6 protein-coding genes are annotated in these 13,585 nt (G+C 35.7%); all 6 read right to left on the minus strand.

Annotated elements, in window-relative coordinates; genetic code table 11:
• Positions 1–114: 114 nt before the first annotated feature.
• On the minus strand, positions 115–2,496 hold the full coding sequence (locus ACWGOQ_RS13470; protein WP_452058671.1) for a cellulase family glycosylhydrolase: 2,382 nt from the start codon (positions 2,494–2,496) through the stop codon (positions 115–117).
• Positions 2,497–2,699: 203 nt separating this feature from the next.
• On the minus strand, positions 2,700–8,987 hold the full coding sequence (locus ACWGOQ_RS13475; RefSeq protein WP_458202820.1) for a glycoside hydrolase family 48 protein: 6,288 nt from the start codon (positions 8,985–8,987) through the stop codon (positions 2,700–2,702).
• Between the two features lie 1,142 nt (positions 8,988–10,129).
• The gene (locus ACWGOQ_RS13480) at positions 10,130–11,518 is read right to left on the minus strand and encodes a M20/M25/M40 family metallo-hydrolase (RefSeq protein ID WP_452058673.1); all 1,389 of its coding nucleotides are present in this window, start codon (positions 11,516–11,518) and stop codon (positions 10,130–10,132) included.
• A 46-nt stretch (positions 11,519–11,564) separates the two neighbouring features.
• A complete protein-coding gene (locus tag ACWGOQ_RS13485; RefSeq protein WP_452058674.1) occupies positions 11,565–12,443 on the minus strand; it encodes a PPK2 family polyphosphate kinase in 879 nt (292 codons plus the stop codon).
• Positions 12,444–12,516: 73 nt separating this feature from the next.
• On the minus strand, positions 12,517–13,041 hold the full coding sequence (locus ACWGOQ_RS13490) for a hypothetical protein (RefSeq protein WP_452058675.1): 525 nt from the start codon (positions 13,039–13,041) through the stop codon (positions 12,517–12,519).
• A gap of 12 nt (positions 13,042–13,053) precedes the next feature.
• Positions 13,054–13,572 (minus strand): hypothetical protein, encoded by a 519-nt coding sequence (locus ACWGOQ_RS13495; protein WP_452058676.1) that lies wholly within the window; start codon positions 13,570–13,572, stop codon positions 13,054–13,056.
• Positions 13,573–13,585: the final 13 nt, after the last annotated feature.

A 13,585-nucleotide genomic window follows, 5' to 3' on the forward strand; every position in this document is an offset into this window, starting at 1 on the left:
GTATTTATTAACTTTTTTGAAACCTATTAACAATTTTATTTGGAACAAATATAAAAGGGAGTTTAAGCTTTTACGCATAACTCCCTTTGTATCCTTATTAATTATTCTAGTGATTTATTTTTTAATTATTCTTTTTGTTTTGATCGTATTACTCTGATTAAATTTCACAAAGTATAAGCCTGGTTTGAGACCTAAAACACTAAGTGTTACTTTTTTTGTTTTTGATGCAATAGCAATTGTCTTTACAATTCTTCCTGTTACATCGATCAAACTGACTCTAGTACCTATGAGATCATCTTTAGTTATTAAGGTTAATTGATCTTTCACTGGATTTGGATATGCTTTTATTCTTATTATGTCATTCTCAACAATTGGATCTTTTAACTGTTCCTGACAATTAGGAGCGGTATTACTATTACTACAATAAATTGTAAAAGCTCCGCTTTTAGATACCAATGCAAAATTATCCCCATCAATTGTTGCATAATAAGCACCATCTAAGTTAGAAAAACCTGTACCTGTAATAGTAATGCTAGGTTGCGCAGTATTGAAATTTTGAATAGTAACATTAGTTTTTAAATCATTCCACCAACTCGGAATTCCATTATTGGTATTCATAGAGAATTGCCAAAGACCATTATTTTGTAAATCCCAATTGATAGTGAAATTAGTAACATTACTTAAGTCTGGCCCACCAGATCCAAGAATATATATATTGCTGTAAGAAGCATTAGGAATAGTTGGTAAAGGGTTATTTAATGGCGCTCCAAAACTACAATCACCACCAGTGTTTGGTTCTGTAATAACGATAGTAGTAATTGCTGTATCAGAAATTCCATCTGCATTAGATACTGTTAATACAACATCATAACTACCTGCCTCTACAAACTCGTGATTTATAGTTACTCCAGAACCAGCAGTTCCATCTCCAAAATCCCAGCCATAAACCAACGCGCTTCCGTCAGAAGACATAGATCCTGTAGCATCAAAATTAATAGTAGCCGGAGCTATTCCTGAGTTATTGTCTGCAACTAAATTAGCAGTGACTGTTGAAACCGTATCGTCTATAACGGTTATGGTTTTATTAGTAGTATCACTTAATGCTCCATCATTAACAGTAAGACTAACCTGATAAGTACCTGGTTGCGCAAACAAATGAGATATCCCTATTCCAGTGGCAGTAGATCCATCGCCAAAATTCCAAGAATAAGATAAATTGTCTCCATCAGGATCTGTGGATTCAGATGCATCAAATTGCACTGTTAAAGGTGCATTACCTGAGTCTATATCCGAAGTAAATCTAGCTGTAGGAGGAAGATTTCCTGTTCCTCCTACAACATTAGGAATAAATGGTGCCAAATGGGGAGTTAACACATCTAATTTCCATTGATTAACATTTGTCCAATCATCTTGTAAAATTCCTCCGGTATCTCCAGAATTTGGATTCATACTCCAAAATGTCCAAGAATAAATATCACCCATAAAATCTGTAAACTCGGTAAACCAGGTATAGGAAATACCTTCAAAAGCATCTTGATCTTTAATCCCAAATTCTCCTAAAAATAGTGGAGAAGTACCCTCTTCATATAAATAATGAAAATTATCAGTCCATAAACCAGGCATATTTTGAGGGAAATTGCTAGCAGTAAACCAGTCTTGTTGTGCTACTTCGGGACCGTATTCGTGCGCAGAATACATCAATTTATTCGGAGCAGATAACTGAACAGGATATTTCTTTGCTCCCATTAATTGTCCTCCCCACCAATAGGAGTTTCCTTCAAACTCTCCAACTCCTTCTACAATAATTAAAACATTGGGATTTACTTCCAAAACAGCATTACCGCAACGTTCTGCGGCTTTGTTCCAATCTGTAGCCGGATTGCTATCACCCCAAGTAGATCCATGTGGTTCGTTATTTAAATCCATTGCAACAACCGCCGAAAAATCTTTATACCGATCTGCCATAAACACCCAATCATCAATCCAACGTTCTTCAGAATATTCTGGAGTATACCAAACCGCTTCGTTTAAAAAACCATCAGCGGCTCTAGAATGATTATCTAATACAATCTTCATATCATTTTCTTGACACCATTTTACAAAAATGTCAAGTAATTCTATTGGCTTGTTTACTGTTGCCTCTTCTTCATTCATAGGAGAAATGCCAGTATAGGGATCTGTTCCATATGAATTAACATTTATAGTTGCTCCGGAATTTAGCATTTCATTACACCAAGGAACCCTAATTGTATTAAAGCCCAGGTCTTTGATTTGTTGCAAAACACTTTTCATATCTCTGCTCCAAATCCCATGTGGCTGATACAAGGATGTTTCAAAACCAAACCAGTTAACTCCGGTTAATCGTACTTCTTTTCCGGTAGTGTCATATAATTTATTTCCTGATACCGTCAGAAAATTCTGTTGCTGTGCTATAATTTCTGTAATACCGCCGAGGAACAGTAACAGAATCATCATATAATTTATAAATCGTTTCATGTATATATTTTTTTCAACAACTAACGTAGTTATTGTAATTGGTAATAGTTTGCTGCGAAGTGTGATAACTAAAAAGTATATGAAACACCTTTGATGTTATCAAACTTTTGTTCATTTATGCTTTTCAGAAGATTTGTATATCTCAGACTTAAAAAAGGATAAAAAAGTAAGAGAGAGGCTATATAACCTCTCTCTTTTTAAAACTAATTTTTGATAATTTTATTTCTGAATTTATCTCCAGTAGTTATATCATAAATTTCTAAAATATACATCCCAGAAGGTAATGCATTAACAGAAAGTCTAGTAGACTTTTGTTCATTTTTCATAGATTCTGTTCTGATCACATTACCAGCAATATCTATCACTCTAATTCTAACATTTGTCATATCAAAATTAGTAGAAAGAGTAATATAATCCGAAGCAGGATTTGGTGTTGCACTTACGGTAAGCTCTTTTTCTGGAGCTTTAACTCCTGGTTCTTGATCTCCAAAAAAGAATCCAAATTCCGCATTTGCTAGTGCTACTTCTATCTGAGCCCAACTTCTATGATAACGTTGTGTATATTCCTCTCCAGCATTGTATGCTGCTTCTAATCTATCAAAATCTGGATCATTTTTATAATCTGATCTTATATCTAGGAATGTTACTCCAGGTTTAATCTGATCTCCATTAGGCATTGTTCCACTAAATCCATTAGGAATGTATACTTCTTCTTCAAAGATTCTAGCAAAATCTCCTCTGTCTTCTGGAGAGGAAACTCCTTTATCATCTCTATACGTATTCCACATTCTATCTAATACTTCTTTAGCTAAATCACGAGATTCTGTATCTAAAGTAGCATGCTTTTGAGTTGCAGCAGCATAATAAATAAGTGCCTTTGCCATCGAAGCTGCCACACCTAAATCTTTACCATAATCTGTAACTACAACACTAAGGTTATCATTACTTCCAGGACTATCTGGATTCCAAGTATCTGGCTCACCAGTCCATTCCAAGGTAGCAGGTATTTCGAAATCATCCGTTCCGATAAGTTTCACTTCACTTTTAACCCATGTTGCCCATTTATCCATTAAAGATTTTGCCATTGGATCATTTGTGATATAGTAATATTCTGCCACTCTTTCCATAGACCAGGCTTGCCACCCAAACCAGGTTCCGCTTCCTGGATCGTGATAAACAGGATTTGTATCAAATGCCATATCATAGAATGTAGATTTACCAGCGGGATATGGACTATAATCTCCATTCCAACTATTAGTAGCTCCACCAGCAATAGCACCTTCTTTAGACTGTAGCCAAGTATAAAATTCCATTTGTCTTTTTAAACTTTCAGTCCAATCTCTTTCTCCATTTTGAGATTTTGGTTTCAATTCATCCACTTTTGTTAGTGCATAAGCAGCCATTGGATTCTGGTAGCCAAAGTGACAATGACTAGAACTTATTCTAAAGGCCCATTGCGAAGCAGGATCTGCCGAACCACCCCAAGACATGTACCACGACATTAAGTAATGTGCACTGTCATATCCAGATCCCGCTCCACTGGTCGCACTTTGTACTCCCATGGGTTTAAAATACTTATCAAACATTGATAGCCTAAGGAAATCTCCCATTTTAGATGCTTTATCTAAATCTAAACTTCCTAAACTTGCACCTTGTTCTTTTGCATATACCTGAGCCCAGTACATTGCTTGAACTGCTCTTGCATCTGCATCCGGAGCACTTGTATATCTCCATTGCTGTGCATAATTTTGATCTTCAATAAATAGTGGAAGATATCCATTAGTTCCTCCCCAGTCGAAACTCTCCCAAGATGGGTGAGGTACAGTTTCATAAACTGATTCCTGTTCTCCTCTTTGGAAAGTATTTATATATGAGGGTGTACTTACCCCATCACCTCTGTTTCCATATCCATAAAAATTATCATTATCTAATAACCAATGCATCTGATAAATATCAGCACCATATGTTGCAGTTAAATCTGGTGAAACTGGATCTGATCCAACCGGAGCACTAAAATTAAGTGGTGCCGGATAATCACTTGGTAGTGGAAATTCACTTGCGAACGCTGCTGGAGATGAAGCATTATAAGCTCCATTACTAGGCTGATCCGCTGTAGTAGGAATTATAAATTCTTCAATTTTATTCCAAACATTATTTAACGGAGCCCAATCTTGTGTAATTCTACCGTTCATAACTTCTAGCCACAACCAGTATGAGTATAATTCACTAGTAGACTCATGACCGTAATCAGGAGCTTCTACAATTAACGTTTCCACTGAGTGATGTGGAGAACCATCTGCACTAAAATATCCATTTGCCGGATCATAGAACTCATTTCTCATTTCGATAAAACGATCGATATATGCATTTTCTCCAGTAGGAGGGTTAATGATAATATCGCCATCAGTCACCGTAATTGTTATTACTGCCTGATCAGTACCTCCGTTACCATCGTCCACAATTAATGTTACCGAATAATCTCCTATAGAAGTAAATGTATTTTCTACAGTCACTCCATTAGCAGTATTGCCATCTCCAAAATCCCAAGCGTAACTTAATGCATCTCCATCTGCATCGGTAGAAGCAACTGCGTCAAATGTTACTAAAAGTGGAGCTTCTCCAGAAATAGGCGTTGCAGAAATATCTGCCACAGGATCTGTATTTCCTCCTCCAGTATCACCACAATCGGGTGGTGTAGCAGTTAAACTGAAATAAAGTGTGAATCCACTATTTTTAGAAACCATTACAAAATTACCTCCATCTACATTCACCCAATACTCACCATCTAAACCACTGACCTGAGTCCCTGTTAAAATAGCTTCTGGTTGAGGAGAATTAAAATTATGAGTTAGATTTCCACTAAGATCTACATACCAATCAGGAGTACCATTATTTGTATTTAATGCGAATTGATACAATCCGTTATTTTCTAGATTCCAATTAATAGAAAACTCTCTGATATTACTAGGATCTGGCCCGCCATCTCCTAATACAAATACGTTAGTATATCTATTATCAATAGATGGTAATGCTGATGCAATTGGTGTATCAAAAGTACAATCACCACCTATAGTAACTGGATTTCGGATCACAGCTATAGAATTAGAGAAATCAAAATCTCCCACTAAATCCGAAACATTATTATTTGCCTCTAAACCTTGTAAACCGTCTTCATAACTCAAATGCCAGATTAAACAAGTTCCTGTTCCAGCTCCATCAAAATCAACATCTCCGATATTTCCTGGTAATCCCAAAATAATATTCTGATCGTCTGTTACTACCCATTGAGAATTAGCACCTGTGTTCCCTGTTAAAGTAATTCCAGAAACATTATCAGCAACACCATCTCCTACTGTAAATACAAATGGGCCACCAGTAATACTACCTCCATCCGTGGTAGTTGGATTTGATATTCCTCCATCACAATCCGGTGCAGTTGCAGAAGTGCTAAAATAAACAGTAAATCCACCAGTCTTAGAAACTAAAACAAAATTACCCTCATCTATTGTTACATAATATGAGCCATCAAGCCCGACAAAACCAGAACCTGTAATTGTAATCTCTGGCTGAGAAGAATTGAAGTTTTGAGTAACGTTTGGTAAAAAATCATTCCACCAATTAGGAGTACCATTATTGGTATTCATAGAAAATTGATATAATCCATTATTTTCTAAACTCCAGTTAATATTAAACTTGGCAACATTATCCAAATTTGGTCCTCCATCTCCTAAAACAAAAATATTCTGAAACTCCTCATTAATAGAAGGCAATCCATTAGGTATTGGAGTATCAAACCTACAGCTTACACTATCATCAGTAATAGTAATAGTTTTTGTCGCTGTATCTGTGTCTCCCGAAGCATTTGTAACTGTTAGTGTTACAATCACTTCTCCAATATCTGTATATGTAGCGGAAGTGGCTACTGTAGAAGCAGTTTGACCATTCCCTAGATCCCAACTGTATGTAAGACTCCCTCCTGTTGGATCTGCGGATCCAGAGGCATCAAAAGTAACATCTAAAGGTGCAACTCCTGAATCTGTACTTACAGTAAAAGCAGCTACTGGACTTCCATCTGTAACTGTAACTGTTATGGTCTTTGTATCTTCTTTACTACCATCACTTACCGTAAGTTGGGCATCATACTCTCCTATATCAGCGTATTCGTGTGCAATTGTTACTCCAGATCCTGACTCTCCATCACCGAAATCCCAAATATATGTAAGAGAATCACCATTTTCATCAGAAGAAGCTGATGCATCAAAATCCACTGTTACTGGAGCTATCCCAGTGACTGGTGTTGCAGAAAAATCTGCTATTGGTGCTATATTTCCATCAAGTACAGTAATTGTTCTGGTAAATTCTGAAGAAGTATTTTGTCCATCGCTAACGGTGAGAGATACTAAATAAGATCCGATTTCCGTATATGTAATTAATGGATCTACTACAGAAGATGTCTGACCATTACCAAAATCCCAATTATAACTCAATGAATCTCCATTAGGGTCAGACGAAGCTGAAGCATCAAACGAAACCTCTAATGGAGCCGTTCCTGATTCTGGAGTAGCTGTAAAAGATGCCGTTGGTACTTCACCACCGTTAGGTTCTCGTCCTCCTACTAATATTCCATCTGCATAAATCGGCACATTATCTGAAATTTGTAATCCACTAGTCAATCCTTCATAAGAAAAATCATTTGACGCATCCCAAGCAGTTTCAGGAGCACTCGTAGGTAAAGAAACTCTTAATTGAATTTCACTTCTATACTCACCTTGTCCTCCAGGAAAAGGCATATTGCCTTGATCAACCTCTATTTCAGCATAATAAATATTACTAGAAGCGTCCCACTCCTGTAAACTGTTAATAGTTGTATTTCCTGCTCCACGAGCAGTAAGTTCATAATCACTTGCACTAAATCCAGCAGCAACACCTTCTGAAATATCAATAAAGTAACGAGCCTTTAATGTATTTGGCACCCTTGCTGGCCATCCAGAACGGTTATTTAACCATATTGCTACCTCCGTAAATTTTGACTGATCATTATTTAGTTTAACCTCATTAGCAAACTCCAATCCAGGAGTTTCTGCCTGTGGAAAATTAGGTAAAGGGGATCCTCCGAATTCCATTACCATCCTTGCTAACACTCCTTGATAACAGGCATTGTAGTCTGTAGCTACTTCGTTTGCCTGAAAGTCATCCCTGTCTTCTTCAAATGCATCATCAGGTTTAGAAGGTCCTCCCATGAGAGCTCCCCACATGGTATGTCTTGACTCTACCGGATTCGCACTGCTCCTTGTCCAACTAGAATGTTGTCCTCTATGATGTGGCTTTGTTGGAGGATTTATACCAAAACCAGTTACCAAACTTCTATTATTTGGATTATCGCCCAAAGCATAATTTACTTGATTTATCGCAAAGTTTCGATATTGAGAACTCTTTGGAGTATCTACATTATCACTGTAAATAAGCGCTGTTAAAGAAGCATTCATTGCGTGACGTAGAGATCCCCATTGCGTTAAATGTGCCTGACCACCTGGTGAATAGTTCACCCCACCATTTCCCTCTTGCCACCAGTCCAGATGACGTTCTGCATCAGTCTTATAAGTATCTTTTCCTGTCATAATAGATAACAAAACCATATTTCCGTAAGATTTGTCTTCCCAAACAAGACTCCACAAAAAATCAGGTTGCGTATATTCTGCTTCAGCTTTGTCTAGATATTTTTGGTCTCCGGTAGCTTTGTACAACCAAAGTGCTCCCCAAGTTAATTCGTCCTGAAAATTACCTGATGTGTACGTTCCTACTGCTGGGATATTACCTTCTGAAGTGTAAAGGCCTCTATGATTATCACCAAACTCATATAATTCTATAGCATGTTGTAATAAAGTAGCACTATACCCGGGATCACTATCTTTAAAAATAATACTGGCAGAGGCCAATGCCGCTGCTGTTTCGCAGGCAACATCGGTACCTGGATTACTGGTTGTTAATGCATAAGACTTACGTTGTCCATACATTGGGTGTACATCAACCATCTCGGCTGGCATCCAAAAATTATGATCTTGTGATTTACTATCTGCTACCTGTGCATAAAAAACATTAGGAGACGGATGACATTTAATAAAGTAATCAGTAACCCATTTAACATTTCTCTTGAAATGTTCTGTCTGATTTGCCGCGTCATAACCCTCTTTGTATTCTAGAAACCCCCAATTTAAGGCAGTTACTGAAAAAGCCATTGGAAAGCCAAATTTAACGTGGTCTCCTGCATCGTTCCAACCTCCTGTAAGATCAAGTCCTACATCGGCTCCATCGTTGACTCCTGAATCTGACCGCCAACTTATTCTGTTCCAATCTGGTAATATCCCCGATTGTTGCGTTTCATAGAATAGTAATGATTTTTGTAAAGCTTCTCCATAATTGAACTGTGCTGAAGAGTTTGCACAGAATAAGCACCATAACATCATCATGCTTATTTTAATTAAATTTCTCATTGTTAGTTTAGTTTTAAGAATTGTGTATTATTTAATCGCCTTTGAATTTAACTTATACAGCTGCTAGGTTAGTATCTAAGATTAAATTAGGATGAAAATAGCTCTACAGACACTTATAGATAAGCTTTAATTATTAAACGGGGTTCTTTAGATAGAATTCGGTTTGAATTTCTTAGAATTCGTTTCTAAATTGGTTAACCAATTTTTTGTATTGTATCAACTACGCTGTTTACAATATTGATTAAAGAAGAATTGGAACTTAAGGAATATCCGAAATTAGTATGTTGGGTTTTTCTTTGTTCCAAAAATCCAAAGCTAATTTTGTACATTGAAGTTTATAGGATATTGCTGTTTTTATGTTTGTGTGATCCTTCATAATTTATTATAATTTTGAGTTCGTGCTTATTTCATTTAAACCACACCATACATATATTAAAAATGCCTGATATGACGATAGTTACGTTTTCATTTTTTCGTTCATCGATTCATCACTAAGTTAATCTCGGTCAGGAAATCATTACATTACTATTGAAATATCTCAATGAACAATGATTTAAAGTTATAACAACTATGAGGTAAAAAAATAATGCAGAATACCTTTACTACCTCTTAACAATACACAGTTTTAGCTCTAATCCTTTGAAAATTATCATCAAAGTACCCGCTCTCTGTGGGTTAACAGACATTAGAAATTATAATTTTTTAGCAAATACAAGAAGGGTAATAGTGAAATGTTAAGAAGGTACTAAGAAAAAAAAGCGAAAAGCTAAAAAGAAAATACACCTATTTATAAGAAAAATAAACTTGAGCAATGGTAAAACCATAAAGAATTTTAACAAAAAATCATTTTTGAATTATTATTATTACGAAAATATTGTTAAATATGTTAAAAAATTAAACAAGAAACAACTTACAAGATTTCTTAAATTTTGGAAAAAAACGGATAAAGAATTTAAGTCCTTATTAATTACAACATCAAAAACAGCTTAAAAAGATACTTTTTATAATTCAATAAATTTGACACAGAAAAAAAGAGAATGTGCATCTATTTTGTAAAACTTGACTTTTTTGACAGACCTCCTTTTACCCACTTTATATTATTCTGACTATTTACGTAAAGGAATCCCTCATTAATATCATTTTTATTGCACACCGTATTTATCAAAAAGATAGACTAAACTTGCCATTGTAGCTGCACCAAGTTCTAACTCACGTTTGTTAATTGCATCAAACGTATCATTCTTAGCATGATGATAATCAAAATAACGTTGAGAATCAGGGCGAAGACCTGCTAAAACGATTCCATCTTTTTTTAGAGGACCAATATCAGCTCCGCTACCCCCTAAAGAAAAGTAATGAACTAAATAAGGTTCAAAAAGAGGCTTCCACTGTTGGATTTGGGTGAAATTTTCATCACTGCAATCAAAAGAGAAACCTCTGGGTGTAAAACCACCGGCATCACTTTCTAGCGCAAAAACGTGATTTTCTGATTTATTTTTGGCAATCTCTGCGTATTTTTTTCCTCCTCGTAATCCGTTTTCTTCGTTCATAAAGAGAACCACACGAATAGATCTTTTTGGTTTGTATCCAGTTTCTTTAAACAACCTAAGTACTTCCATCGATTGTACCACTCCTGCTCCATCATCATGTGAACCGTCTCCCAGATCCCATGAATCCAAATGACCACCCACTATCATATATTCTTCGGGGAATTCGCTTCCTGTAATTTCTCCGATCACATTGAAAGATTCTACATCTTTCCATGTTCTGCAATTCATATTTATTAAAAACTTAATAGTTGGATCTAATGCAAGCATAGAGTGTAATAATTCTGCACCATTTGTACTAATAGCGGCCGCAGGGATTTTTTCTAAATCTGTTAAATCACCATAGCTCATGGTCCCTGTATGCGGAAAATCATCTAATCGTAAATTCATAGAACGTACAATTACACCAACTGCCCCGAATTTAGCAGCCTCGGCTGCACCAGAATATCTTTGATCCACACACCCACCATATGCTTCAAATGTATTAATAAGATCCGCCTGCATAGGGCGATTATAGAATACGATTTTACCTTCTATTTTACTTGTCCCCAATGCACGAAGGTCTTCGAATCCGTTTACTTCTATTATTTCTGCTTTAACCCCACCTATTGGTGTGGGCACAGATCCACCAAGGGCGCAGATAGGAACATTAGTTGTCTGACCAGGCTCTGTTTCTATATAGGCAAACTCCGTGACCCCTCTGGTCCATTTTGGTACCATTACAGATTGTAACCAAACTTTGTCTAGACCTAAATTCTTTAATTCATGTTCTGTCCATTCTACTGCTTTCTGAGCATTTAAAGAACCCGATAGCCTGGGGCCAATCTGATTCGATAAGTGATCTAACCAAGCGTAGCTTTTCCCTTTTAGTAGTGTAGTATTGAAAAAGTTTTTAATTGCGGTAGCGTCTTTTTCATTAGTATCCTTTTGACCAAAGGAAACAACAGAAAAAGTCATAAGTGTAATTAAGATTATTTTTTTCACAGAAATATGGTTATATACTATAATTAGTTTATCAATTATGATATGATTATTCGCTTTTTAGTTGCTGTTTGTATAATGCTATATTAGATTTTGTTTCTTCATCTAGTTCGGGTTCTTTTATATCTTCGTATTTCTTCAAAGTATCATATAATGTTTTTGCTACGATATATCGTGCTACAGGTTTATTGTCTGCCGGAATAACATACCATGGTGCATGCGGTAACGATGTTTTATTGATTGCGTCTTGATAACAGAATTGATAAGTATCCCATAATTTTCTTTCTTTAAGATCTCCGGCGGAAAATTTCCAGTTTTTTTCTTTCTTTTCTAATCTGCGAAGCAATCTGTTTTTTTGCTCGTCTTTTGATAAATGGAGATAGAACTTATAAATTAATGTACCATTTTCTGCAATATGCTTTTCAAAATTTCTTATTTGTTCGAAGCGCTTTTCCCAAAACATATCGTCTATATCTTCTACAGAATTAATATTCGGTAGCTTTTCGCTTATAATATATTGTGGATGCACTCTGGTAACCAAAACATTTTCATAGTGTGTTCTGTTAAAGACTGAAAATTTACCTCGTTGTGGCAATGCAATGTAATGTCTCCATAAATAATCGTGTCCCAGTTCTAACTCTGTAGGTACTTTAAAACTATGTACTACGATACCTCTTGTATTAAAATCTTTAAATACCTCACGAATCAAACTATCTTTTCCAGCGGTATCCATTCCTTGTAAACAAATAAGTACAGCATATTTATCGTGAGCATAAATTGTATCCTGAAATTCTCCCAGCTTTTCTCTAACCTCTTCCAGTTCGTTTTCAATCTTCTTTTTACTTGCATCAAGATCGTAAGTTGTAGGGATTTCGGTTAATTTTATTGGGCCCGAAACTCGAAAATCTTCGTGATTTATTTTATTCATAACATCATTTATATTATCTCTGGTAAGATACTAAAGTTTTAGTAGGAGCTAAAGCTAAAAATGTTAAGGAAGTTTAAATACCCAACGAATAGGTAAGACCAAAAGCAAATGTATCATAGCGTTTTCCAAAACTCTTAAGGCTCAGTTCTATAAAAATATGGATAGGTGTATTTATATGATATAGCCCCCTAAATTTCAGTCCGGCTCCATGATTGAAACTTCCTGTAGAGAAAAAGAGATTAGAAGTATCTTCTGCCCTACTCAAAACTTCATAATCATTTCCAACGTAGCCAATTCCTGCGGTTACGCTTAAACGCTGCCAATTTAGTAATCGTACATTATAAGAGATACCTAGATCATTATAGACTTCGGTATTTTCGAATTCTTTAATAAAAAAACGATTATACTCAACTATATATGTAGATATCTTAGTTGAAGTTGTGTACTGAAATCTTATATCAAAGCCTACTTCTTCTTGCAGGCCAACACTAATAACAGCTCCCAGTCCAAAATCAACACTACCTCTTTCATAATGCACTTGAGAGGTTATTACAAATGAGGTTAATAAGGCGGTAACAAATAGTGTGTTTTTTTCCATATCATAACCTATCTACCTCGCATTAAAATCATAACTAAATCCAATAAGGAATGTATGATATTGACTACCTAGACTCTTTATATTAACTTCTGTAAAAATATGAACAGGAATAGAAATTTGATGTAAAGCTCTTATTTTGATCTGAGCTCCGTGATTAAAATCTCCACTTTTAAATGCTATCAAGGCATCGTCTTCTATTTCTTCAAAGATACTAGAATCGTTACCTATATAACCAAATCCAGCTGTTATAGTTGTAGGATACCAATTAAACAATATCAAGTTCACTCCAAGTGCAAGTTCATTATAACCTTCAACTTCTTCATCTGGCCCGATAGAAAACAGCCTGTTATACTCTCCCATATAAGTTGTGTAGCAATTAGGGGCATATTCTATCCTTGCCCCTAATCCAACTTCATTAACAGTACTAAAACTTTTAATAGCTACGAGCCCATAATTTATGGCACTGGGTTCATATTGCGCTTTTAAAACAAATGACACGGACAATAGTATGATACATAGTATTCTCTTCATATTGGGGCAAGTA

The organism is Aquimarina ulvae, assembly GCF_053613295.3.

Coding starts and splice junctions, on each gene's coding strand:
- ACWGOQ_RS13475 (WP_458202820.1), bottom strand. CDS start 8,987: ATGAGAAATTTAATTAAAATAAGCATGATGATGTTATGGTGCTTATTC.
- ACWGOQ_RS13490 (WP_452058675.1), bottom strand. CDS start 13,041: ATGGAAAAAAACACACTATTTGTTACCGCCTTATTAACCTCATTTGTA.
- ACWGOQ_RS13495 (WP_452058676.1), bottom strand. CDS start 13,572: ATGAAGAGAATACTATGTATCATACTATTGTCCGTGTCATTTGTTTTA.
- ACWGOQ_RS13470 (WP_452058671.1), bottom strand. CDS start 2,496: ATGAAACGATTTATAAATTATATGATGATTCTGTTACTGTTCCTCGGC.
- ACWGOQ_RS13485 (WP_452058674.1), bottom strand. CDS start 12,443: ATGAATAAAATAAATCACGAAGATTTTCGAGTTTCGGGCCCAATAAAA.